The sequence below is a fragment of the Nonomuraea pusilla genome (genome assembly GCF_900109355.1).
GTDB lineage: Bacteria > Actinomycetota > Actinomycetes > Streptosporangiales > Streptosporangiaceae > Nonomuraea > Nonomuraea pusilla.
The window spans coordinates 103,239-126,554 of sequence record NZ_FOBF01000004.1 but is presented as its reverse complement, the minus strand read 5'-3'; the positions used below and the strand labels follow the sequence as shown (position 1 = coordinate 126,554).

Sequence of the window (23,316 nt, the reverse complement as noted above, 5' to 3'; positions counted from 1 at the left end):
GCATGGCAAAGTCCGAGGACACAGAGAAGCCGGGGCGCATCAAGCAGCTCCGCATGATCGCGCAGATCATCCAGCAGGCCAACCCCAAGGGGATGCCCATCGTCTTCCTTTCGGCGGTCGGCACGCTGGCGGTGGTCGTCGTGATCGGCCTGGTCACGGACTACCTGTGGTATTCGCTGTTGCCCGGCCTGCTCGCCGCGGTCACGGTGGGCCTGGTCGTGTTCGGCCAGCTGGCGCAGAGGGCGCAGTACTCCCTGCTGCACGGCCAGACCGGCGCCGCCGCGGCGGTGCTGCAGGGCATGCGCGGCAACTGGCAGGTCACGCCCGCGATCGCGGTCAACCGTGACCAGGACCTCGTCCACCTCGTCGTGGGCTACCCGGGCGTGGTGCTGGTGTCCGAGGGGCCGGGCAACCGGGTCGCGAAGATGCTCGCCGCCGAGAAGAAGCGCGTGGCCCGCGTGGTGCTCGGCGTCGAGATCTACGACATCCAGTGCGGCGACGGCGAGGGTCAGGTGCCGCTCGGCAAGCTGCAGCGCCACCTGATGAAGCTGCCGCGCAACCTCAAGAAGCCCTCGGTCAACGAGGTGAAGGACCGCCTGCGCTCGCTGCCGAAGAACCTGCCCATGCCCAAGGGTCCGATGCCGAAGGGCGCGCGCATGCCGCGCGGCCCCAAGATGCGCTAGTGCTCTCGACCTCTTCGCGCGCCAACCGCGGCTGGTGGGACGGCAACGCCGACGACTACCAGGCCGAGCACGGCGGCTTCCTGCGCGACACCGGCTTCGTCTGGTGCCCCGAGGGGCTCGACGAGGCCGACGCCCGCCTGCTCGGCGACGTCGAGGGCCGCGCCGTCCTGGAGATCGGGTGCGGCGCGGCGCAGTGCGCGCGGTGGCTGGTGACGCGGGGCGCCCGGGTGGCGGCGTTCGACGTGTCGCACCGGCAGCTGCGCCACTCCCAGCGCATCGACCTCGACACCGGCCTGCGCGTGCCCGTCGTGCAAGCCGACGCCGAGGCGCTGCCGTTCGCCGCCGGGTCGTTCGACCTGGCCTGCTCGGCCTTCGGCGCGCTGCCGTTCGTGGCCGACCCGCTCGCGGTCTTCCGCGAGGTGCGCAGGGTGCTCAGGCCGGGCGGCAGGTTCGTGTTCTCGGTCAGCCATCCCGTGCGGTGGGCGTTCCCCGACGACCCCGGCCCGCGCGGGCTGACCTCCGACCGGTCCTACTTCGACCGCTCCCCGTACGTGGAGCGCGACGACGCGGGCACGCCGACGTACGTCGAGCACCACCGCACGCTGGGCGACTGGGTGAACCTCCTCGTCGCGTCCGGGTTGACGGTCACCGGGCTGCTGGAGCCCGAGTGGCCCGAGGGGCACGACCGGGTCTGGGGCGGGTGGAGCCCGCTGCGCGGCCGGCACCTGCCGGGCACCGCGATCTTCAGTTGCGCGCGTCCCTGACCGGGCCGCCGCCGCGCCCGTACCTGGCGGCCATCGCGTGGAAGACCTCCCGGGGCTCCCAGCGCGAGCCGCCGCGCCTGCCGACCACTCCGTACGAGCCGAGGTCGGAGCCTTCGGCCAGGTGGAAGGCGGCGAAGGTGAACCACAGCGCGGTGTCGACGCCCTCGCGCTCGAACAGGTCGGTCAACTCCTCGAAGTAGCGCGCCTGCTCGCCCTCGTCGGGCACGGCGCCGTCGGGCACCATCCAGGCGGAGCCGCCCCGGTCGCCCGCGCCTCGGTAGGGGCAGGTGCCGAACTCGGTGACGGCGACGGGCTTGCCGTGCCGGAAGTGGGCCCGCAGGTCGTCCAGGTAGTCGTGCGCGTTGTACGCCGCCCGGTAGGCGTCGACGCCGACGACGTCGAACGGCGTCCAGTCCACCGGCTCCCAGGGGCCTGAGGCGTAGCTGAGCGGGCCGGAGAAGCGCTCGCGGGCGGCGGACGCCGTCTCGGCCAGGAACGCGTTGAAGCGGGGCATGACGTCCATCAGGGACGTCCACCACGCCACGTCGCCCGTCATCATCGCGCGCAGGCGCTCGCGGTGGCCGTCGCCGGGGATGAAGCCGTGCGCGAACGCGCTCAGCTCGCAGCCGGTGACGAGCACGACCCGGGCGCCGCCGCGCCGTAACGTCTCGGCCCGTTCTGCCGCGTCGGCGACGACGGCGAGCGTCCCGGCGGGGCCGAGGTCGACGGGCAGCGGCGAGAACCACACCTCCAGCCCCTCGGCGGCGGCCTCCTCGGCGGCGACGGCGACGCGGGCGGGGTCGGCCCCTGAGACGCGTACGCAGGCGCAGTGCAGGTCGCGGGCGATGGTCCGCATGTCGCGCCGGACGTCCTCGACGTCGAACGCCTTGCGGGTCAGGCCTGGACCCGGGAGGAACCCGACGTCGTAGTTAACGCCCATCTTCATGGCTGTCCCCGTTCTGCTGGGTGGCGTGCTCGTCGGCGGCGGCGAGGCCGTGCTCCAGGAGGTCGAAGGCCGTCTCGACGTCGGCGGTCAGGCGGCGCCCCGCCTCCTCCATCGGCGTGCCGGAGGCCAGCCGCAGGAAGAACGCCTCCTGCAGGGCGCCGACGACGGCCGTGACCTGCGCCGCCATGAGCCGCGCCACCAGGTCGTCACCGCCCGCGCCTAGGGCCGCGCCACCGTCCGCGCCACCGCCCGCGCCACGGGCCGCGGCGAGCGCGGCGGCGAGACGGTGCCGCTCCGCCGCGTTCGCCTGCTCGACCGCGGCCAGCAGCGCCGGGCTGGAGGTGATGACCCGGACGCGTGCCATCAGCTCCCCGGCCAGCTCCCCGGCGTCGGCCTCGCCGGGCGGGCGCGCGGCCACCTCCCGCAGGTGGGCGCGCAGCGCCGCGAGCGGCGTGCGCCCCGCCCCCCGCCGCTCGACGACGCCCGCCAGGTCGTCGCCGACGCCGTCGAGGACGATCGCCTCCTTCGAGGGGAAGTACGAGAACAGCGTCACCTTGGCGACCCCCGCCGCCTCGGCGATCTCGTTCACGGTCACCGCGTCGTAGCCGCGCGCGTCGAACAGCCGCAGCGCCGTCTCGGCGATGCGCCGCCGCGTCTCGGCCTTCTTGCGCTCCCTGAGCCCCGCCATCATGCGGACAGCATAAACCAAACCCGGTTCGTTTCCGAACCCGGTATGGTTTTTCTCGCCTCTGGACTACATCCTGACGACCATCGTGTTCGACACGCGGTCGTGCACGCCGCGGTGGTCGCGGTCCCAGATCAGCGCGGGCACCGCCAGGCACAGCAGCACGGTGCGGACGAGCACGGGCAGCAGGCGCGGGTCGCCGCCGTCCATGGCCGCCACCCTGATGCCCGCCAGCCGGTGGCCGAACGTCTGCCCCATGAACCCCACCAGCACGAGGTACTGCAGGGCGAAGACGGCGACCGGCGCCCACGGCGCGTCCGCCGGGTTCATCCTGAGCAGCAGCTGCACCACCACCCAGGTGCAGATCATCCAGTCGATGACGAGCGCCGCGATGCGCCGGCCCCACCCCGCGATCGACCCGCTGCCCTCCTCGGGCACGCCCAGGCGCTCGCCCGGATACCCCAGATCGATCCCGGCGGAGCGCACCCCGCCCAGCCAGGTCTGCGTCCACCGCGGCTCGTTGCTGCTCATGCCCTCCACGGTATCCGGCCGCACGGCCGGTCCACGTCGTGACCCAACCGCGCTCTGACGCGTCCATCATGGACGCATGCCATACGGGGACGACCTCGACGCGCGCTTCAACGAACTCATCTCCCAGTTCAGCGAGGAGGAGCAGCGCAGGATGCGGGCGGCGGCGGTCAAGGGGGTCAGGCCGCCCAGGAACGCGGGAGGCGGCGCGCGGCCCGCCGGAACCCGGCGGGAGGCCGGCCCGCAACGCCGGACCGGCCGGCTCTGGGTGGCCCTCGCGCTGATGTGCACCGTGCTGGCCGCCTCGGGCATCGTCGTCGCCTTCCGTCCCGACCTGCTCTCCCCCGTGCCCGCCCGGCCCGCCGTGACGCTCACGGCCACGGCCGTGGCCACGGCCCCGGCCACGGCCTCGGCCCCGGCCGCGACGCCGGTCGCGGTTCCCGAACGCCTGGTGAACCCGTTCGCCGGGTCGCCCGCGCAGTCGTACGCCGAGGGCGTCGCCGGCTTCGTCATGCCGAAGGCCAGAGCCGTCAGCGGACTGTCGGAGAAGCAGGTGGCCGCGGGCCTCAAGCGCACCCGCGCCCTGCTCGCCGCCGCCTTCCTGGACCGTGCGACGATCGCGGGAGGGCGGCCGTCCGCGTTCATGAAGCTGCTGCACCCCGACGAGCGCTCGATCTTCGCCAAGCGGCTCGACCGCAAGGGCGGCGAGCGCGACGGCGACACCCGCGGCTGGGTCACCAGCCTCGCCCCCGGCAGCGCCGAACTCGCCACCGACGTGATCAAGGTGACGTCCAAGGCCACGCTGGCCCCCTTCAAGGAGCCGGGCCACGCCGGGGCCAAGGTGACGACGCGCTTCGTCGTCGTCTACGGCGTGCGGCGGCCCGGTGACGCCGGCTCGACGATGCGCCTCGTCGTCCACGGGCGGGCCACCATGCTGATCTACCGTGCGCGCGGCGACCTGGTCGTGTGGGCCACCGACTGGAGCCGGGGCGCCGCCCCTTCCCGGTGCGGCGCACCCGACCGGTTCGTCCACCCCGTCTTCCCCGAGGCGCGGCAGGGCGAGCCCCGGCCCACCGGAGCCCCTCTCGACCCGTACGACCTGGACGGACCCGAGCCGGACGTCCCCTGCCAGAGCGTCCGGCGGACCTGACGCTGTGTAACACGTACGAAACAGTCGGGACACCATATGGAAACGGCGTCGTCCTAGCGTCGGGATGATGCCAGTCCCCAGGGAGGTTCGAGAGTGTTCAACTCCGCCGACGACGTCCTGAAGTTCATCAGCGACGAAGGGGTGCAGTTCGTCGATGTCAGGTTCACCGACCTGCCCGGGACGACGCACCACTTCACCTTCCCGGTCGAGAACTTCGGCGCGAACGTCTTCAACGACGGACTCATGTTCGACGGCTCGTCGATCCGCGGCTTCCAGGCGATCCACGAGTCCGACATGCTCCTGCTGCCCGACCCGTCCAGCGCCGTGCTCGACCCGTTCCGGCAGCACAAGACGCTGAACATCAACTTCTTCGTCCACGACCCGCTCACCGGCGAGGCCTACAGCCGCGACCCGCGCAACGTCGCGAGGAAGGCCGAGGAGTACCTCAAGGGCACGGGCATCGCCGACACCGCGTACTTCGGGCCCGAGGCCGAGTTCTACATCTTCGACGACGTCCGCTTCGAGACGAAGGCCAACGCCGGCTACTACTACATCGACTCGATCGAGGGCGCCTGGAACACCGGCAAGGCGACCGAGGGCGGCAACCTCGGCTACAAGCCGCGCTACAAGGGCGGCTACTTCCCCGTCCCGCCGATGGACCACTTCACCGACCTGCGCTCCGAGATGGTCCGCAACCTCATCGAGTGCGGCATCGACGTCGAGATGCAGCACCACGAGGTGGGCACCGCCGGCCAGGCGGAGATCGACTTCAGGTTCGGCACGCTGCTCAAGACCGCCGACAAGCTGATGCTCTACAAGTACGTCATCAAGAGCACGGCGCTGGAGTACGGCCACACCGTCACCTTCATGCCGAAGCCGATCTTCGGTGACAACGGCTCCGGCATGCACTGCCACCAGTCGCTGTGGAAGGACGGCTCGCCGCTGTTCTACGACGAGGTGGGCTACGCCGGCCTGTCCGACACCGCGCGCTACTACATCGGCGGCCTGCTCAGGCACGCCCCGTCGCTGCTGGCCTTCACCAACCCGACGGTCAACTCCTACCACCGCCTGGTGCCCGGCTACGAGGCCCCGGTGAACCTGGTCTACTCGCAGCGCAACCGCTCGGCGTGCGTCCGCATCCCGATCACGGGCTCCAACCCGAAGGCCAAGCGCATCGAGTTCCGCGTGCCCGACCCGTCGTGCAACCCGTACTTCGCGTTCGCGGCCATGCTCATGGCCGGCATCGACGGCATCCGCAACAAGATCGAGCCGCCGGAGCCCGTCGACAAGGACCTCTACGAGCTGCCGCCCGAGGAGGCCCGCCAGGTGCCGCAGGTGCCCGGCTCGCTGCCCGAGGTGCTCGACGCGCTGGAGGCCGACCACGACTACCTGCTGGAGGGCGGCGTCTTCACGCCCGACCTCATCGAGACCTGGATCTCGTACAAGCGGCAGAACGAGGTCGACCCGATCCGCCTGCGCCCGCACCCGCACGAGTTCGAGCTGTACTACGACGTCTGAGGGCCCGCCGGTCGTCGTCCGTCGTCGCCGAGCAGGCTCGTGCGGCAGGGTTCGAGGGGGCGCCACCGATCACATCGGCGGCGCCCTCGACGTGCGTGGCCACCACCTGAACAAGACCGGGCAGCCCATCCGAGGCAGCCGCCATCAAGTGGTTGTCAAGTGGGCGGACGTACCACGGGAGCACGGCACCCGCACGAGCAGAGCGGCGGGTCTGGTTCCCTGGGAGCGTGCTCGATGAGCAGTCGCATGATCTCCTCCGTCACCGTCGGCCTCTCGCTCGCCGGGACGATTGCTGTCGCAGCACCGGCCCACGCCTCTGGCGGTTGCGCGATCACGCCGTACGGGCTGATCGGCGCGCGGTGGGCCGAGCTGGGCGGCGAGGACGGCAAGCTGGGCTGTCCGACGACGCAGGAGACCGACATCTACATGAACGGCGTCGGCTGGGCCGGGCGCAGGCAGTCGTTCGTGCGCGGGCAGATGGCCTGGTCGCCCAAGAACGGCGCCAAGCTCGTAGTGGCCGCCTATTCGAAGGACGGGTACGCCTACTTCGATTGGACACCGACCGACCGTTCCTGGGACAAGTTCCTCGTCCGCTGGACCAGCGCCGCCGACCCGAACGGACGGCAGGAGGACTTCGTCGGCGGCAACCGCGGCAAGGCGTGGACCCGCCTGCGGACCAACAGCGGCTACCGCTGGAACGTCAAGGGTTGCGACACCGGCGTGTTCGGTTCGCGTTGCCAGCGGTACTGGACGGTCTCGGTCACTGGCTGACCCGTGGCCCGGGTGGCGGGCCCGGGTCCTCGGCGCGGCGCGCCCTGCGGCGGCGGATGGCGAGGACGGTCATGACGCCCTGGTACGCGGCCAGGGCCAGCAGGATGCCGGGGATGAGGTACTCGCCCCAGGAGTCGCCGTCCTCCTTGAGGAAGAACACCACCAGGACGATCCCCATGACTCCGAGGAGCAGGCCCAGGACGTTGACGCCCAGGTCGCCCGCGCTCGGCCTCTTCGGCTCTTCAGAAGGACGCACCCGCTCACTCTAGACACCCGCTCCCGCAGGGGGCACCGGTCGTGGAGGCTCGGCTCCGCCGGTTCTCCCGCAGGAGGGTGACCGCCTCGACGTGGCGTCCGGCGGGTGCGGGGTCAGCCGGTGGTGACGGGGGCGCGGCAGGAGCGGGTCGTGGCCGCGTAGCAGGCGCAGGTGGCGGCCGTCAGGGCGGCGGCCGTGGCGAGCGGGTGCGGCAGGCCGCCGAGGACGGCCACCCCGAGCGTGGCGCCCGTCTGGCGCACCGCGTTCAGGACGCCTCCCGCGGTGCCCGCCGTCCCCGGCGGAGCGGCGGCGATCATGCCGGCCATGAGGGCGGGCAGGCAGAACGACAGGCCGAAGCCCGTCGCGGCCAGCCAGGGCCACGCCGTGGGCGCGACGGCGACCCCGGCCAGCCCCGCGGCGAGCAGGGCCAGCCCGCCCAGGATGGGCGTGCGGGCGCCGTACCTGGCCACCAGGCGTCCGGTGAGGACGGGGTTGACCGCCATGGGCAGGGTGAGCGGCAGGAACGAGAGTCCCGCGGCCAGGGGGGCGAGGTGGCGGCCGTCCTGGAAGAGCAGGGTCAGCACGAACAGCGCGCCGGAGAACGCGAAGCCGGCCATCGCGCCGGCCGCCAGTTCGGGCCAGGTGGCCGCGAGCAGGCCGCCGGGCAGGGCGGGCGAGGCGCTGCGGCGTTCCACGGCGACGAGCGCGGCCAGGGCGAGCGCCGCCAGAATGCCCGCGAGTGCGGAGGAGTCGGTCAGCGCCTCGGCGAGCAGGCCGAGGAACACGCAGGCGAGCGCCTGCACGGCCCCGTCGATGCGGCGCGTGCCGCGGGGCGAGCGGACGCGGCGCAGCGCGAGGAGGCTGAGCAGCGCGATCGGCGGGTTGACGAGGAAGACGGCGCGCCACCCGTACAGGCCGACCAGCAGGCCGCCCAGCAGCGGGCCCGCGGCGAGCGCGGTGCCGGTGATCGCGGCCCACAGTCCGGTGGCCCTGGCCCGCTCGGCGGGCGCGGGGAAGAGCTCGGCCAGCAGACCGAGCGAGCCGCCCAGGCACAGGGCCCCGGCCACGCCGAGCAGCGCGCGCAGCGCCACGAGCGCGCCGAGGCCGGGCGCGGCGGCGCCGAGCAGCGAGAGCACGCCGAAGGCGGCCACGCCCACCCTGAACACCCGCGCCGCGCCGAACCTGTCGGCCACCGCTCCCCCTGTCAGCAGCGACGCGGCGAAGGCGACGGTGTAGGCGTTCACCGCCCACTGCTGGCCGGCGAGGGTGCCGCCGAGCGTGGCGCGCAGGTCGGGCAGCGCGATCGTCAGGACGGTCGTGTCGAGGAGGACGAGGAAGTAGGCAAGGGACAGACCCCACAGTCTCATGGCGCTCCAGCCTGCGCGGAAGCGACGCCTGCCTCAACAGGCGCGGCCTGAGGGGGCGTTCGGGAGAACCGTATGCTGGCGGCGTGGAACTGCGGCAGCTGAGGGGTTTCGTGGCGGTGGCCGGCACGGGCAGCGTGACGGCGGCGGCCGGGACGCTGGGGCTCGCCCCCGCGTCGGTGTCGGAGCAGATCCGCAGGCTGGAGGACGGCCTCGGCGTCGCGCTGTTCGAACGGACGCCGCGCGGCATGCGGCTGACCCCGCAGGGGGCCGCGCTGCTGCCCCGCGCCCGGGAGCTGCTCGACCACGCCGACGAGGTACGCAGGGCCGTCACCGGCGGGCGGCGCCGGGTCACGATCGGCGCGCTGGAGACCCTGGCGGCGACCCGCCTGCCCGCCGTGGTGCGCCGCCTGTCGGAGCGGCGTCCCGACCTGGACGTGGACGTCAGGTCGCTGCAGCGCGCGGAGCTGCTGTCGGAGGTCGCCGAGGGCAGGGTGGACGCCGGGCTGCTGCTCGACCACGGCATGCGCGTCGGCGCGCTCGGTTTCTCCCCGCCGCCCGGCCTGGACTTCCTCGACGTCGGCGAGGTCGCGCTGCTCCTCGTCGCCGCGCCCGGCGGCGGCGACGGCCCGCTGCTGGTGTCGCCGCCGGGGTGCTCGATCAGGATGGCGGCGGACCGGACGTTCGGGCCGGAGGTGCCGCGGCGCGAGCTGGGCGGCATCCAGACGGCCCGCGAGTGGGCCAGGCAGGGCCTGGGCAAGGCCCTGCTGCCGGACTTCGCGGTGGGCGGCGACCTCGCCTCGGGCGCGCTGGTGCCGCTCGGCTCGTCCGCGCCCCCGCTCGCCCTGCGCCTGGTCTGGCTGCGCGGGCGCGAGCCCTCGATACGCGAGGTGCTGTACGCCCTGAGCGCCTGACCGGGCGCGCGGGACACCCGGGGGGCGGCGGGCTGGTCAGCGGGCGGGGCGGCGCGCCCGGTACAGGACGTGCCGGCGCAGCGGGCTGCCCTCGGGCACGTCGGGGTGGTCGAAGTCGTCGGCCGGGTCACGCGTCATGCCGAGGCGCTCCATGACGGCACGCGACCGGACGTTGCCGACCGCCGTCATGGCCACGATCTCGTCCAGGCCCGCCTCCTCGAAGCCGTACGCGAGCGCGCGGGCGGCGGCCTCGGTGGCGTAGCCCTTGCCCCAGGCGGGGCGGGCCAGCCGCCAGCCGATGTCGGCCGCGGGCGTGAAGTGCGACGCGAACGTCTTCAGCTGCAGGCCGGTGAAACCGACGAACGCGCCGCTGCCGCGCTCCTCCAGCGCCCACAGCCCCCAGCCGTGGCGTTCGAAGCCCTGCTCGATCCTGTCGACGAACAGGTCGCTCTGCTCACGGGTGAGGGGGGCGGGGAAGTGCTCCATCACCTCGGGGTCGCGGTTCATCTCCGCGAAGGCCGCGCGGTCGGTCTCCCGCCAGCGCCGCATGATCAGCCGTTCCGTCTGCACCGCGCCACCTTACCGGCGCGAGCGGATGCCGGTGATCCGGCGCAGGACGTCCCACCAGAAGGGGGCGCCGAACAGCAGCGCCACGTACGTGAGGAGGTAGCCGGGCCAGTGGCTGAGGGTGGTGACGCGGTCCCACCAGGCGGCGCCGTTCCAGGTGACGGACGGGTCGCCGGTCTCCGGGACGGTGACGCTGACGAGCGCGTGGTCGAGCACCTTGACCAGCGCGGGGCTGCTGAGCGTGTCGGTGATGCAGCCGACGGGGTCGCTCCCCTCGCAGCGCTCCTTCAGCCCGCCGTACGCGTCGGCCTCGACCAGGCCGGCGACCGAGGCGCGGAAGGCGTTGTCGCGCAGCAGCGTCTTGCCGTACTCCAGGCCGTCCATCGTGAACAGCAGCGTCACGGCCAGGCCGAGCACCGCCAGCACCCACTTGACGTACCGCTTGTAGAGCAGCGACAGGCGCTGCATCTCGCCGTCGAACCAGGACTCGACGCCCTTCCTGAACCGGTCGAGGTCGCGCTGCGCGGTCTCCCAGACGCCCTGGAGGTGGCCGTACAGGGGGCTGCGGATGGCTTTGAGCTTCTCCAGCAGGCCCTCGACGCCGTCGCGTTCGGCCGCGGCGAGCTCCATGAGCGCCACGGCGAAACGCTCGGGCGGGATGTCGGAGATGCTGGTCCTGCCGCGCTTGGGGTGGTCGATCTCCTGGACCCGCTGGTAGAGCCGGGTGACCATGGCGTCGTCCGTCCTGGTCTCCTGGTCGGGCAGCGGGACGGGCTCCGGGGGCGCGGGCTGGTCGCTGTGCCTGGGCCGCGGGTCGCGGGCGAACGGCAGGGCGGCGAAGACGTCGCGCACCCTGGCCGGCAGCCACGACCTGCCTGCGGGGCCGGCGCCGTCGAGGGTGTCCCTGAGGTAGGCCCACAGGAACTTGCTGCGGATGGACAGCACCCGCACGATCGCCTCGTTCAGCCCGCTGACCAGCAGCGACAGCAGCAGGAACGCCAGCGCCAGGCCCAGGGCCAGATCGGCGTACACGGACAACACCGCGCATTGATACACCCGTGGCGATCACCGATCAACCCCCTGGGAGAGGTCAATCGCCGTAGAAGACGCGTTCCACCACCTGCCGGGCACGGCGGGTGACGCGCCGGTAGTCGTCGAGGAAGTCCTCCGAGCCGTCGGGCGGGTAGCCGAGCGTCCGCGCGACGAACCGGCGTTCGCGCACGTCACGCGGCACGCTGTCGCCGGGACGGCCCTTGACCAGCATGAGGGCGTCCCTGACGCGGGAGGCGAAGCGCCACGCCCCGGCCAGCACCTCCTCGTCGCGCTCGGACAGCAGCCCCTCGGCCGCCGCCGCGCGCAGCGCCTCCAGCGTGCGGGTGGTGCGCAGGGACGGCAGGTCCGCCGCGTGCCTGAGCTGGAGCAGCTGCGCCACCCACTCGACGTCCGACAGCCCGCCGGGGCCGAGCTTGGTGTGCAGCGCGGGGTCGGCGCCCCTGGGCAGCCGCTCCGCCTCCATGCGGGCCTTCAGGCGCCTGATCTCGCGCACCGCGTCGTCGCCGAGCCCGCCGCGCGGGTACCGCAGCTCGTCGATCATGGACGTGAACTCGGCGCCCAGCTCCTCGTCCCCCGCGGAGAAGCGGGCCCGCAGCAGCGCCTGCGCCTCCCACGGCGACGACCAGCGCGCGTAGTAGGCGCGGTACGAGGCCAACGTGCGCACCAGCGGACCCTGGCGGCCCTCCGGACGCAGGTCGGGATCGACCATCAGCGGCGGGTCGGGCGCGGGCAGCGCGAGCAGCCTGCGCAGCTCGTTGGCGGCGGCGAAGGCGGCCTCGGCGGCCTCCCGCTCGGCCACCCCCGGGCAGGGCGAGTGGACGAACATGACGTCGGCGTCGCTCGCGTACGAGCACTCCAGCCCGCCGAGCCGGCCCATGGCGACGACCGCGAACCTGGTCACGCCCGCGACCGGGCGCAGCGCGGCGTCCAGCGTCGCCTGCAGGGTGACGTCGTTGAGCCGCGACAGCGCCTCGCCGACCGTCTCGATGTCGGCGAGGCCGGAGACGTCGGCCACCGCCGTGCGGAACAGCTCCCTGCGGCGCAGCGCCCGCACGGCGGCGACGGCGCTCTCGACGTCGCCGCCGTGCCTTGACACGGCCGTCCGGGCCTCGTTCAGCAGCGACGCGGCGGGACGCACGGCGAGGTCGGCGTCGGAGCCGAGCATGGCCACCGCCTCGGGGGCGTGCATGAGCAGGCCGGTGGCGTACCTGCTGGTGCCGAGCACGCGCGCCATCCTCGCCGCGACCGCGGTCTCGTCGCGCAGCAGCCGCAGATACCAGGGCGTGGCGCCGAGCCTGTCGCTGACCTGGCGGAAGCCGAGCAGCGCGGCGTCCGGGTCGGGCGTGTCGGCGAACCAGCCGAGCATGACCGGCAGCAGCGTGCGCTGGATCGCCGCGCGCCTGGACACGCCGCTGGTGAGCGCCGCGATGTGGCGCAGCGCCCCGGCGGGGTCGACGTAGCCGAGCGCCTCCAGCCGGGCCGCCGCCGCCGACGCCGACAGCCGCGACTCCGACTCGGGCAGCCGCGCCACCGCCTGCAGCAGCGGCCGGTAGAACAGCTTCTCGTGCAGCCGCCTGGCCTCCCTGGCGTGGCGCCGCCACCGGGCCGTGAACTCGCCCACCGGGTCGCCCTGCAGGCCCAGCGCCCGGCCCAGGCGGCGCAGCGCGGCCGGGTCCTGGGGCAGGACATGGGTGCGGCGCAGCCGGTGGAGCTGGAGCAGGTGCTCCACGCCGCGCAGGAACGCGTACGCCTCCGCCATGGCGCGGGAGTCGTCACGGCCGACGTACCCGCCTCGCGACAGGGCGGCCAGCGCGGGCAGCGTGCCCCTGCGGCGCAGCAGCGGGTCGAGCCGGCCGTGGACGAGCTGCAGGAGCTGCACGGCGAACTCGATGTCGCGCAGCCCGCCGGGGCCCAGCTTGATCTGCCGCTCCCCCTCGGCCCGGACGTGCTCCTCGACGCGGCGGCGCATGGCCTGCACGTCCTCGACGAAGTGCTCGCGGGTGGCCGCCGTCCAGACGAGGTCGTCGACGGCCTGGACGTACGACTGGCCGAGGTCCATGTCGCCCGCCACCGGGCGGGCCTTCAGCAGCGCCTGGAACTCCCACGTCTTGGCCCAGCGGCGGTAGTAGGCCAGGTGGCTGGCCAGCGTGCGGACGAGCGGGCCCGATCGGCCCTCGGGGCGCAGGCTGGCGTCGACCTCCCACAGCGCGCCCTCCGGGGTGGGCGCGGTGCAGGCGCGCATCATGGCCTGGGCCAGCCGGGTCGCGGCGCGCAGGGCCTTGGCCTCGTCGGCGCCCTCGCGCGGCTCGGCCACGAAGACCACGTCCACGTCGCTGATGTAGTTGAGCTCCCTGGCGCCGCACTTGCCCATGCCGATGACGGCCAGGCGTACGTCGGCGTCGTCGACCTCGGCGCGGGCGACGGCGAGCGCGGCCTCCAGCGCGGCGCCCGCGAGGTCGGACAGCTCCGCCATGACGGCGAGGAGCTCGGCCTCGCCGGTCAGGTCGCGGGCGGCCAGGTGCATGAGGTGTCCCCGGTAGCCGACGCGCAGGGCGGACAGCGCGTCCTCGCGGGACGCGCGCGGCAGCGGGTCTGCGGGGTCGGCGCCGACGGCGCGCAGCAGCGCCGTGCGGGGGTCGTCCAGCTCGGGTTCGGCGAGCAGGGCGAGCTGGCCCGGGTGGCGTACCAGGTGGTCGCCGAGCGCGGCGCTGACGCCTAGGACGGCGAGCACCCTGCCGCGCAGGGCGGCGTCGGACCGCAGCAGGCCGGGCACGGCCGGGTCGCGCTCGGCCAGGCGGGTCAGCGAGAGCAGCGCCTGGTCGGGGTCGGCGGTGTCGGCGAGCGCGTCGAGCAGGTCGTCGAGCGCGGGCGCTGACTGCTCGACGAGCCCGGCGGCCCGCGCGGCGTCGGCGAAGCCGAGCCTGGCGAGCCGCGCCGCGGTGGATTCGATCCTCGGCACCCCTCCATCTTGACAGCAGTCGCCGGGCGGGCCCTAGAGTGAAACGCAACGTTGCGTTGCGTTTCGGGCGCATCGGCATCGGCGTACGGCTTCGGGGAGGGGCACGATGAAGACAACCGGGGCGAAGACCAGGCAGACGGAACGAGCAGGTCAGACACCGCGCACCGACCGGAGAAGGCAGGACACCCCTGGGCTGCCCACCGCCCGGCCCCAGCAGGCCAGGCAGCCCGGGGTGGCCGGGGTGGCCGGGCTGATGCGGTCCGCCCGGATCGGGGTGACCGCCGGGCTCGCGTTGACTGCCACGCGTGGAGAGACGGCCGCCGGGCTGCCGAAGACCTCCGGACCTGCGGAGACGGCTGGGCTCGGGCGAGAGATGGAGGGGCGGGTCTCCTCCGCGGTGACGTGGGGGCTGCTGGCCGCCTGGGCGGTGCACGACGCGGAGGAACTGGCCACGATGGCGGGGTGGGCGCGCCGGGCCCGGCCCCGCCTGGAGCGGCTGTTCCCCCAGGTGCCGTGGCAGCGCCTGGAGGTGTCCCAGCGGCAGGTGACCACGGCCATCGCGCTGATGGGCGGCGTGATGGCGGGCGCGTCGGCCCTCGGGGCCAGGACCGGCGGCCGCAGCCCGGTCTTCCAGGCGGCGCTGGCCGGCTTCGGCGCGCACGGCGTCGTCCACCTGGCGCAGGCCGCTGTGACGCGCGGCTACACGCCGGGTGTCGTGACGTCGCCGCTGGTGGTGATCCCCTTCTCGTTGTGGGCGTGGCGGCGGCTGCGCGAGAGCGGCGTCGCGGTGGGGGCGGGCGGCGCGACGGCGGCCGGCCTGGCCGCGCTGCCCGCGGTGGTGGCGGGCGTCCACGTACTAGCCCACGCCCTGTCCGGACACACGGACGCCCGACACGGCAGCCAGACGCCCGGAAAGAACCGCACAGACACACAGGACGCCGACCAGCCGGACGGAGGAAGCCGACACGGGGACGGATGGCACGGGGACGCGTGGCAGGGAGACGCGTGGCACGGCGGCCAGGCGTGCGGGAAGGACCGGCGCGCTGACGTGCCGCGCGGCGACCGGCCGGGTCGGGAGGGGCGGTTCGGGAAGGTGGGGGGCGGGGTCAGTCGCGTGCGCCGGTTCTGTCGCGAGCGGTGGTTCTGACGCCGGTGTCGCTTCTGACGCCCGCGTCGGCTCTGACACCCGCGTCCGCCCTGCCACCGGCGTCCGCCCTGACGCCCTCGTCGGCCCTGACGCCTGCTTCGGTTCTGGCGCCCGCGGTGGTTCGGACGGCGTCCCCGAAGGCTCGTGCCACCGGTCGCCAGGTCGCGACGAGGGCGTCCTCGGCGGCCTTGACGGCCGCGTTCAGTTCCTCGGCCGCGTCCAGGCCGGAGTCCCGCGTCCAGGAGACGAAGATCTCCGGGGTGGCCTCCGGGTGGAACTGGACGCCCCAGGCGGCCTCCCCCAGCCGGTAGGCCTGGTTCGGGTACGGCGAGCCGGTCACGAGGGGCACCGCGCCGTCGGGCAACCGGGTCATGGCGTCCTGGTGGTACTGCACGGCGGTCGCGACCCCGTCCAGGCGCGACAGCAGCGGGTCGGCGGCGGCGGCGGGCAGCGGCGTGACCTCGCACGCACCGACCTCCAGCCCGTGGGCGCCGCGCTCCACGACGCCGCCGCAGGCCAGGGTCATGAGCTGCGCCCCGAGGCAGATGCCGAGGGTGGGCGTGCCGTCCTCGACCGAGCGGCGCATCAGGTCGCGGGTGGCGGGCAGCCAGGGGTGGCGGTCGTCCTCCCAGGCGGCGGCCGCGCCGCCGAGCACGATCAGCCCGTCCGCGGCCCGCGCGGGCACCTCGTCGCCCAGGTACGGCCGGTGCACATCGCAGTCCAGCCCCAGCCAGCCCGCGAAGTACCCGAGCCCGGCCTCGGCCTCGTGCTCGATCACCGTGATGCGCATAAGGCGTAATTTATCGGGATGAAAGGGGGAAAGGGCGAAAGGGGGAAGGTCATGGTCGCCAGGGCGGCGGCCCATCACCCGCGCCTCCATCCCCCACCGGCCCCTCTCCCTCGGGGGCATCTGTCCCTAAGATCCGGCTATGAGAGTTGATGAGGTCGGCGGGCTGCGCATCGCCACATTCGGGACGGGTCCGCGGGTCATCATCGCCGCACACGGGATCACCGCGTCGCTCATGGCGTGGGCCGCCGTGGGGCGGCGGCTGCCCGAGGAGTGGTCACTGGTCGCCATGGACCTGCGCGGGCGCGGCCACAGCGCCTCGCTGCCCGGCCCGTACGGGCTGTCCCGCCACGCCGAGGACGTCCTGCGCGTGGCCGACCATGTCGGCGCCGGGCCCGACGCCGTGCTCACCGGGCACTCCATGGGCGCGTACGTGGCGGTGCTGGCCGCGGCGGAGCGGGAGTTCGAGCGCGTCGTCCTCGTGGACGGCGGCCTGCCCATGCCGCTGCCTCCCGGCGTGGACCCGGACGAGACGATGGCGGCCATGCTGGGCCCCGCGCTGGCGCGGCTGCGCCGGACGTACCCGTCGGCGGAGGCGTACGTCGACTTCTTCAAGGCGCACCCCGCCTTCGCGGGCCGGGGCTGGAGCGCGGAGGTGGAGGAGTACGTCCGCTACGACCTGACCGGGCCCGAGGGCGCGCTGCGCTCGCGCGCCGTGCCGGAGGCGGTGCGCGAGGACGGCCGCTGGCTGCTGGTGGAGTCGGAGCGCATCGGGGCGGCGCTGTCGGCCATCACGTCGCCGCTGTACCTGCTGCGGGCGCCGCGCGGCCTGCTCGACCAGGACACCGGCATGCTGCCCGACGCCCTCACCAGCGAGTGGACGGCGCGCCTGCCCGGGCTCAGGGACGAGGTCGTGCCCGACTGCAACCACTACACGATCCTGTTCGACGAACGCTGCGTCGCCACGGTCGTGGAGCGGCTCACGTCCGGGAAGTGACGACCGGCCGCGGACGAACGACAGGCCGCGGCGGGGACGTGCCCGCCGCGGCCCTCGAAGAAGTGACGGAGCGCGTCAGCGAGGAGCGATCCAGGTGGCGCGGGCGTTGGCCACCAGCGTGCCGTCGGCCTCGTAGATGGCGCTCTCGCCGTACATCTTGCGGCCGTCCTGGCCCGTGGGGCGGGCCACCACGGAGTACTGGCCGCCGGGGTGCACGGGGCGGTGGATGCTCAGCGCGAGGCGGCCGAGCAGCGCCGACTCGCCGGGGCCGAAGTGCGCCCAGCCGGTGACGCAGTCGAGCACGGCGCCGACGATCGACGGCGGCACGCCGTCCTCGTCGGCCACGGAGAACGGCACCCGCCAGCCGGCGGCCACGAGGTCGGTGCCCTCGACGCGACCGGGGAAGATGCGCAGGCCGTCGCCGGGCTCACGCTGACCGCAGGCGAAGCACTCGGCGAAGGGGTGGCCGCCCTTCCAGCCGACGAAGTTGGCCTCGGCGCGGGCGGCGTCGTTGAACGGCACGAAGCGCGGCGCGTCCAGCTCCTCGGCCACGGGGATGGCCTCGACCAGCAGCGTCTCGTCGTGGTGCAGCGACACCGAGTTGGCGACGTGCTCCAGGCGCAGCTCGGTCTCCAGGGGCGTGGGCGCGTGCAGCGTGACCTCGACCGCCGATCTGCCGCCGTTCAGCGCGCCCGCCATGGTGCCCGCGATCCAGCCGCCGTTGGCGACTCCTGCCGGGCCCCTGAAGCGCTGGGGAACGGTCAACACGGTCTGCAGGGCAGCCGTCGTCATGCCACACCCTCCAATATCGCCGCACAGGACGAGAAGTCCGGAAACATCATTGAGAGCAGCCGATATTACTGGACTCCGGGTTTACCAAGATGCCGGGGGTCAGGAAGGCCGCTCTGTACGTACGTACATAACACCCCGGAAGGGGCATTTACTTCCCACCCCTGGGTCATCCGGCACCACGGCTTTCACCGGGAGGCTAGGCACCGCGCATCACGGGGATGTGACTCGGGGGTCAGAAGCAACGAAAATCGGCCCCACACCGGGGTGCACCCGAGGTGAGGCCGATCAAGCCACCAGCCGTACTTTATCCCGAGATTCCCCTACCCCGCGCCCTTTCCGCAGTCTCGCGCGGGAAAGACGATCACGACTTAGGCTGGCGCCACACGGAGAGGACGGCGCATTGCGGGGCGAGACGATCCCAGCCGGGCAGCCACCGGCGGCGAAGGCGATGCCGGCGACGGACTGGACCCTGACGACGGAGGGGCCCCAGCCAGACAGGACGCGGACGGACATAACCCGGGCGGACAAGACTGGGGCGGACGGGCCGCGAGCGGAGGCGACACCCGCAGACGGGACGCGGGCAGACGGGCCGCAAGCGCACAGGACTGACGGGGCGGACGGGACGCGGGCGGAGGAGCGCCCGGCGCCGGGGACGCCGCTGCTGCGCTACCCGCCGCGGTCGCTGGTGATCCTCACGGGCCTGCCGGGCGCGGGCAAGACCACGCTGCTGCGCCGCCTGTACGGCCTCACCGGCGCCGAAGGGTCCCCCGCCGTCTCGGGCCCGGCCGTCGTGATCGACTCCGCGCAGTCGCGCCTGCGCTGGCGGGGCCGCCTCGACCGGTTGCCGAAACCGCTGCGCACCGCCGCCGTGTTCGCCACCCACGTCACCCGCATCGCCCGCGCCCTGGCCGCGGGCCACGCGGTGGTCGCGCACAACCGCGGCTGCGCGCCGTACGTGCTGCGCGGCTTCGCCTGGCTGGCCCGCCGTCACGGCGCCGGCTTCCACCTGCTCCTCCTGGACGCCTCGCCGGAGGCGGCGCTCGCCGGCCAGCAGGCCCGCGGCCGGGTCGTCGCCCCGGCGACGTTCGTCCGTCACCGCCGCCGCTGGGAGGCGCTGCTGACGAGGGCCAGGGCGGGCGACCCGTCCCCGGCGGCGTCCGCGCACGTCATGACCCGCGCCGACGCCGCCCGCCTCACCGCCATCCACTTCGACGCCACCGAATCCCGCTGAGGCCGCGCGAGGTCCTCGGGTCTCAGCGGAGAGAGGCGGTCACAGCACCGGCAGGTAGCGGCCCAGCTCGAACTCGGTGACGGTGCGGCGGTAGTCGCGCCACTCGGCGCGCTTGTTGCGCAGGAAGAAGTCGAAGACGTGCTCGCCCAGCGTCTCGGCGACCAGTTCGCTGCGCTCCATGACGCTGACGGCCTCGTCGAGCGACTGCGGCAGCGGCTGGATGCCGAGGGCGCGGCGTTCGGCGCTGGTAAGCCTCCAGACGTTGTCCTCGGCGGCCGGGGGAAGCTCGTACCCCTGCTCGATGCCCTTCAGGCCGGCGGCGAGGATCAGGGCGAAGGCGAGGTACGGGTTGCAGGCGGAGTCGAGCGAGCGGAACTCGATGCGGGTGGAGCCGGCCTTGGCCGGCTTGTACATCGGCACCCGGACGAGGGCGGAGCGGTTGTTGTGGCCCCAGCAGATGTACGAGGGCGCCTCGCCGCCCTGCCCGGCGATGGCCTCGGCGCCGCCCCAGAGCCGCTTGTACGAGTTCACCCACTGGTTGGTGATGGCGGTGATCTCGGCGGCGTGCTTGAGCAGGCCCGCGATGAACGACCGGCCGGTCTTGGAGAGCTGGTAGTCGGCGCCGGCCTCGTAGAAGGCGTTCCTGTCGCCCTCGAACAGCGACATGTGGGTGTGCATGCCGGAGCCGGGGTGCTCGGTGAACGGCTTGGGCATGAACGAGGCCCAGATGCCCTGCTCCAGCGCGACCTCCTTCATGACCAGGCGGAAGGTCATGATGTTGTCGGCGGTGGTGAGCGCGTCGGCGTAGCGCAGGTCGATCTCCTGCTGGCCGGGGGCGCCCTCGTGGTGGCTGAACTCGACGGAGATGCCCATCGACTCCAGCATCATGATCGCCTGGCGGCGGAAGTCGTGGCCCGAGCTGTGGGGCGTGTGGTCGAAGTAGCCGCCGGAGTCGATCGGCTCGGGCCGCTGGCCCGGCTCCGGACGGTTCTTCAGCAGGAAGAACTCGATCTCGGGGTGGGTGTAGAAGGTGAAGCCCATGTCGGCGCACTTGGCGAGCGTGCGCTTGAGCACCCAGCGGGGGTCGGCGTGGGAGGGGGAGCCGTCGGGCATCAGGATGTCGCAGAAGATGCGTCCAGCGCCGGGGGTCTCGCTGCGCCAGGGCAGGATCTGGAAGGTGGCCGGATCGGGCTTGGCGAGCATGTCGGACTCGTACACGCGGGCGAAGCCCTCGATGGCCGAGCCGTCGAAGCCGATGCCCTCGGCGAAGGCGCCCTCCAGCTCGGCGGGGGCGATGGCGACGGACTTGAGGAAGCCGAGAACGTCGGTGAACCAGAGCCGGATGAACCGGATGTCGCGTTCCTCAAGCGTGCGGAGCACGAACTCCTGCTGGCGGTCCAAGGCATCCCCTCGTGAAAGACAGTGCCGGTGACGCTGCGCCGGTACGTAGAGCGCGGGTTACATACCAGCATGCCGCGCCCGTGTTTCGCACAGGTTACCGGGGGCGGCGGTGCGAGCCTCACTGACAAAGCGCCCCTCCCGACTTAGTGTGATCACGCAGTCAGTCTCGGGGGAGGCATTGGTGGCCATCGACCTGCTCAATCACAAACTGGATCGGGCATTCGACCACATCGACGCGAACGGCAGGGGCCTCGTCGCCCGCGAGGACCTGCTGGGGCTGGGCGCGCGCATCCTGGTCGGCTTCGGGGAGTCCCCCACCTCGGTGACCGGCAAGAGCCTGGTCGAGAGCTTCGACGGCATCTGGTCGGCCCTGACCGGCGTTCTGGGGCACGACGTGGACGCCTCCCTGACGCGGGACGAGTTCCGCGAGGGGATGGCGGCGGCCTTCGTGACGGGCGGCCACTACGAGCCGGTGTTCCGCCCGGCCACGGTCGCGGTGGCCGAGCTGTGCGACGGCGACGGCGACGGACGGATCGGCAGGCCCGAGTTCCGCACCATGCTGACGGCGTTCGGCACCGCGTACGACGACGTGGACGCGGCGTTCGACCGGCTGGACCGCACCGGCAGGGGCACGCTCGGCGTCGAGGACCTCGTCGTGGCCGCGCGGGAGTTCTACGGCGGCGACGACCCGAACGCGTCGGGCAACTGGCTGTTCGGCCCGCTGTGAGAACGGCAGGGAGCACCAGATGTCCACGGTGATGTCCACGGCGGTGTCGACGGCCGTCTCCACGGCGATGTCCACGGCGCGCACCGCTCTGCGCTCGGTGCTCAAGCCGCTGCTGCCCCTGCCGCGCAGGGGCGGCCCGGCCGCGCTGGCGCTGCTGCCCCTGACGGAGCGGGTGCCCGCCCTGGCCCGGCCGTGCCGGATGCACCCTTCGGTGTACGCGATCGAGGCCGCCGTCATCGACTGGGCCAGGAGGACGGGGCTGCGCGCCGATCCCGGGGTGGGGTACCACCGGATGGCCGGCCGGGCGTTCGCCGAGTTCGACGCCGCCGCGGCGGCGCTGTTCGCGCAGTGGCTGACCTGGCTGTTCCACCTCGACGACGAGCTGGACGAGCGGGGCGGCCCGCTGGAGGTGTTCCAGGGGCTGCTGGCGGGCGCGGCGTCGCACCCGCTGGAGGCGGCCTTCGCGGACCTGTGGCGGGTGACCAGCGCGCGCATGAGCGACCGCTGGCGGGCGAGGTTCGCGGTCAACCTGCGCCGTCAGCACGAGGCGTGCCGGGCCGAGGCCGACAACCGCGCGTCGGGGCGGATGCCTGCGATCGAGGAGTACCCGGTGCTGCGCAGGGGCACGGTGGGGCCGTACCTGTTCGACCTGGTCGAGCCGTGCCTGCGGGTGGAGGTGCCGGCCTGGGTGCACGAGTGCGAGTCCTGGCAGGAGCTGGTGGACGCCTGCAGCGACGTGACGGCCTGGTGCAACGACGTGGCGTCGCGCCCGAAGGAGCGCGACGACGCGCACAACCTGGTGGTGCTGGCGGCGCGCCAGCTCGGGCTGGCCGAGCGCGACGCCGTCGCGTGGGTGCTCGACCGCATCGCCCGCCGCTGCCAGGACATGCGCAGGGCGGCCAGGCGGCTGCCGCTGCACGACCTGCCGCCCGCGGCGGCGAGGGACGTCAGCAAGGTGGCGTGCGCGTACCTGGCGGCGCCGCGCGCCCACCTCGACTGGCTGCTGGAGTCGGCCCGCTACGCCTGACCGCCGCGTCCGGACTACGCCTGACCGCCGCGGCCGGCCGCTACGCCCGGCCGGCGAGCATGTCGCCCGTCTGGGTGCGCCGGTAGACGACCTGCTTGCCGACCCGCATGCCCACGGTCAGCCCGCCGGCGCTGAGCACGCCGAGGTGCTGGCTGACCGCGCCGGGCGTGAGCGCCATGCGGGCCGCGAGCGCCGTGGTGGTGCTGGGCTCCGCCAGCGCGAGCAGGATCCGCGCCCGGTTCCTGCCGATGAGGGCGGCGAGCGCGCCCGGCGCGGGCGGCGGCCCCTCCTCCCACAGCGTCCCGACGCCCAGCACGGGATAGACCAGCATCGACTGGTACGGCGCCGACATGACGGCCACGGACGGCCAGTAGAACGCGGTCGGCACGAGCACGAGCCCGTCGCCGTGCAGCCCGCCCGTGGCGCACCAGGGCCGGTCGATGACGAGCTGCTCACCGGTCCAGACGACGGCCGGGTCGAGCCCGGCGAACAGCTCGCGGGCGCCTTCGCGGGCGAGCTGGCGGGACCTGCGCAGCACGTCGCGTTCGAGCAGGGCGTACACGCGGGGCCAGAACTCGGCGAAGCACTCCTCCCAGTAGGCGAGCAGGGCGTCGGCGACCCTGGCGACGCCCGCCGCGGGGTCGGCGGCGAAGCGGCGCAGCACGGCGGGGTCGGTGCCCCGCACGATCGCGGCCTCGGCGCGGGCCTGCTCGGGCGGGGTGCTCCTGACGCGGTCGAGCTCGGCGGCGAAGTCGGGCAGCGGGGTGTCGGGCGGCGGGGTGAGGAAGTCGGCCAGGTACCCGGTCGGCGGGACGAGCGCGAACAGCTCGTCCAGGTCGAGCGCGGCCAGACGGGGCCGGACCCGTTTGATCCACGGCAGGTGGATCGACTGCCTGGAGGGGTCCTGGAGCGTGCGCAGGCTGGCGACCAGCTCCCACATGGGCGAGAAGGCGAACCTGATGCGGGCGACGTCCTCGGCGTTGAGCCGCCAGGTCACAGTCATGCTTTTAGTGTGCGCTAAAACGTTCGCGGCGCGGGAACGCGGGTCG

General features: G+C 73.5%; 23 protein-coding genes. 11 read left to right on the top strand and 12 right to left on the bottom strand.

All coding sequences use genetic code 11. The features are described from left to right. The first annotated feature begins 2 nt into the window (after window positions 1-2). Together BMX74_RS09565 and BMX74_RS09560 are read left to right on the top strand one after the other, a co-directional pair. Window positions 3-683, top strand: a complete 681-nt coding sequence (locus BMX74_RS09565; protein WP_055503257.1) for a DUF4191 domain-containing protein — start codon at window positions 3-5, stop codon at window positions 681-683. Then, window positions 683-1,447 carry a class I SAM-dependent methyltransferase gene (locus BMX74_RS09560; RefSeq protein WP_055503258.1) on the top strand — a complete coding sequence of 255 codons (765 nt, stop codon included), beginning with the start codon at window positions 683-685 and terminating at the stop codon, window positions 1,445-1,447. Before BMX74_RS09565 ends, BMX74_RS09560 begins: the two co-directional genes overlap by 1 nt. On the opposite strand, the gene BMX74_RS09555 is transcribed toward BMX74_RS09560, so the two are convergent. From BMX74_RS09555 to BMX74_RS09545, 3 genes are all read right to left on the bottom strand, one after another. Continuing rightward, window positions 1,428-2,393 (bottom strand): hypothetical protein, encoded by a 966-nt coding sequence (locus BMX74_RS09555; protein ID WP_091099748.1) that lies wholly within the window; start codon window positions 2,391-2,393, stop codon window positions 1,428-1,430. The genes BMX74_RS09560 and BMX74_RS09555 overlap by 20 nt on opposite strands. Continuing rightward, complete coding sequence (locus tag BMX74_RS09550) at window positions 2,377-3,084, bottom strand: TetR/AcrR family transcriptional regulator (RefSeq protein ID WP_256256852.1); 708 nt, start codon at window positions 3,082-3,084, stop codon at window positions 2,377-2,379. Before BMX74_RS09550 ends, BMX74_RS09555 begins: the two co-directional genes overlap by 17 nt. A gap of 63 nt (window positions 3,085-3,147) precedes the next feature. Beyond that, the gene (locus BMX74_RS09545) at window positions 3,148-3,609 is read right to left on the bottom strand and encodes an RDD family protein (protein WP_055503261.1); all 462 of its coding nucleotides are present in this window, start codon (window positions 3,607-3,609) and stop codon (window positions 3,148-3,150) included. A 76-nt stretch (window positions 3,610-3,685) separates the two neighbouring features. On the opposite strand from BMX74_RS09545, the gene BMX74_RS09540 reads away from it, so the two are divergent. The 3 genes from BMX74_RS09540 (at window position 3,686) to BMX74_RS09530 (ending at window position 7,045) form a co-directional block, all read left to right on the top strand. Further along, window positions 3,686-4,756: a hypothetical protein gene (locus tag BMX74_RS09540; protein ID WP_055503262.1), complete on the top strand. Its 1,071-nt coding sequence runs from the start codon at window positions 3,686-3,688 to the stop codon at window positions 4,754-4,756. A 93-nt stretch (window positions 4,757-4,849) separates the two neighbouring features. Beyond that, entirely contained in the window at window positions 4,850-6,274 is a 1,425-nt protein-coding gene (gene glnA / locus BMX74_RS09535; RefSeq protein WP_055503263.1) for a type I glutamate--ammonia ligase, read from the top strand. A gap of 234 nt (window positions 6,275-6,508) precedes the next feature. Then, on the top strand, window positions 6,509-7,045 hold the full coding sequence (locus BMX74_RS09530; protein WP_091099747.1) for an LGFP repeat-containing protein: 537 nt from the start codon (window positions 6,509-6,511) through the stop codon (window positions 7,043-7,045). Here the strand turns inward: BMX74_RS09530 and BMX74_RS09525 are convergent. Beyond that, a complete protein-coding gene (locus BMX74_RS09525; protein WP_091099746.1) occupies window positions 7,035-7,301 on the bottom strand; it encodes a hypothetical protein in 267 nt (88 codons plus the stop codon). The two genes, BMX74_RS09530 and BMX74_RS09525, sit on opposite strands and share 11 nt — an antisense overlap. Window positions 7,302-7,414: 113 nt before the next feature. Next, window positions 7,415-8,668: an MFS transporter gene (locus tag BMX74_RS09520; protein WP_091099745.1), complete on the bottom strand. Its 1,254-nt coding sequence runs from the start codon at window positions 8,666-8,668 to the stop codon at window positions 7,415-7,417. Window positions 8,669-8,751: 83 nt separating this feature from the next. On the opposite strand from BMX74_RS09520, the gene BMX74_RS09515 reads away from it, so the two are divergent. Next, window positions 8,752-9,579, top strand: coding sequence for a LysR family transcriptional regulator (locus BMX74_RS09515; protein ID WP_055503266.1), 828 nt, complete (start codon window positions 8,752-8,754; stop codon window positions 9,577-9,579). A 36-nt stretch (window positions 9,580-9,615) separates the two neighbouring features. Here the strand turns inward: BMX74_RS09515 and BMX74_RS09510 are convergent, their stop codons facing one another. From BMX74_RS09510 to BMX74_RS09500, 3 genes are read right to left on the bottom strand one after another with little or no spacing between them, the layout of a single operon-like run. After that, window positions 9,616-10,149: a GNAT family N-acetyltransferase gene (locus BMX74_RS09510; RefSeq protein ID WP_256256851.1), complete on the bottom strand. Its 534-nt coding sequence runs from the start codon at window positions 10,147-10,149 to the stop codon at window positions 9,616-9,618. A gap of 9 nt (window positions 10,150-10,158) precedes the next feature. Next, the gene (locus BMX74_RS09505) at window positions 10,159-11,187 is read right to left on the bottom strand and encodes a hypothetical protein (protein ID WP_091099744.1); all 1,029 of its coding nucleotides are present in this window, start codon (window positions 11,185-11,187) and stop codon (window positions 10,159-10,161) included. A 49-nt stretch (window positions 11,188-11,236) separates the two neighbouring features. Beyond that, window positions 11,237-14,158: a bifunctional [glutamine synthetase] adenylyltransferase/[glutamine synthetase]-adenylyl-L-tyrosine phosphorylase gene (locus BMX74_RS09500; protein ID WP_091099743.1), complete on the bottom strand. Its 2,922-nt coding sequence runs from the start codon at window positions 14,156-14,158 to the stop codon at window positions 11,237-11,239. 106 nt (window positions 14,159-14,264) lie between these two features. On the opposite strand from BMX74_RS09500, the gene BMX74_RS43955 reads away from it, so the two are divergent. Continuing rightward, window positions 14,265-15,305: an HXXEE domain-containing protein gene (locus BMX74_RS43955; RefSeq protein ID WP_256256850.1), complete on the top strand. Its 1,041-nt coding sequence runs from the start codon at window positions 14,265-14,267 to the stop codon at window positions 15,303-15,305. On the opposite strand, the gene BMX74_RS09490 is transcribed toward BMX74_RS43955, so the two are convergent. Further along, window positions 15,265-16,095, bottom strand: a complete 831-nt coding sequence (locus BMX74_RS09490; protein WP_091099741.1) for a type 1 glutamine amidotransferase — start codon at window positions 16,093-16,095, stop codon at window positions 15,265-15,267. The two genes, BMX74_RS43955 and BMX74_RS09490, sit on opposite strands and share 41 nt — an antisense overlap. A 139-nt stretch (window positions 16,096-16,234) precedes the next feature. On the opposite strand from BMX74_RS09490, the gene BMX74_RS09485 reads away from it, so the two are divergent. Next, window positions 16,235-17,089, top strand: coding sequence for an alpha/beta fold hydrolase (locus BMX74_RS09485; RefSeq protein ID WP_091099739.1), 855 nt, complete (start codon window positions 16,235-16,237; stop codon window positions 17,087-17,089). 75 nt (window positions 17,090-17,164) lie between these two features. Here the strand turns inward: BMX74_RS09485 and BMX74_RS09480 are convergent, their stop codons facing one another. Next, window positions 17,165-17,881, bottom strand: coding sequence for a PaaI family thioesterase (locus BMX74_RS09480; RefSeq protein ID WP_091099736.1), 717 nt, complete (start codon window positions 17,879-17,881; stop codon window positions 17,165-17,167). Between the two features lie 685 nt (window positions 17,882-18,566). Between BMX74_RS09480 and BMX74_RS09475 the strand changes: the two genes are divergently transcribed. Beyond that, window positions 18,567-19,112, top strand: a complete 546-nt coding sequence (locus tag BMX74_RS09475; protein ID WP_236714704.1) for an AAA family ATPase — start codon at window positions 18,567-18,569, stop codon at window positions 19,110-19,112. 39 nt (window positions 19,113-19,151) lie between these two features. On the opposite strand, the gene BMX74_RS09470 is transcribed toward BMX74_RS09475, so the two are convergent. Beyond that, window positions 19,152-20,513 (bottom strand): glutamine synthetase family protein, encoded by a 1,362-nt coding sequence (locus BMX74_RS09470; protein WP_055503271.1) that lies wholly within the window; start codon window positions 20,511-20,513, stop codon window positions 19,152-19,154. 181 nt (window positions 20,514-20,694) lie between these two features. On the opposite strand from BMX74_RS09470, the gene BMX74_RS09465 reads away from it, so the two are divergent. Together BMX74_RS09465 and BMX74_RS09460 are read left to right on the top strand one after the other, a co-directional pair. After that, on the top strand, window positions 20,695-21,240 hold the full coding sequence (locus tag BMX74_RS09465) for an EF-hand domain-containing protein (RefSeq protein WP_091099734.1): 546 nt from the start codon (window positions 20,695-20,697) through the stop codon (window positions 21,238-21,240). A gap of 19 nt (window positions 21,241-21,259) precedes the next feature. Continuing rightward, on the top strand, window positions 21,260-22,267 hold the full coding sequence (locus BMX74_RS09460; protein ID WP_055503273.1) for a terpene synthase family protein: 1,008 nt from the start codon (window positions 21,260-21,262) through the stop codon (window positions 22,265-22,267). 40 nt (window positions 22,268-22,307) lie between these two features. Here BMX74_RS09460 and BMX74_RS09455 read toward each other — a convergent pair whose 3' ends face one another. Beyond that, a complete protein-coding gene (locus BMX74_RS09455) occupies window positions 22,308-23,270 on the bottom strand; it encodes an ArsR/SmtB family transcription factor (protein ID WP_091099732.1) in 963 nt (320 codons plus the stop codon). Window positions 23,271-23,316: the final 46 nt, after the last annotated feature.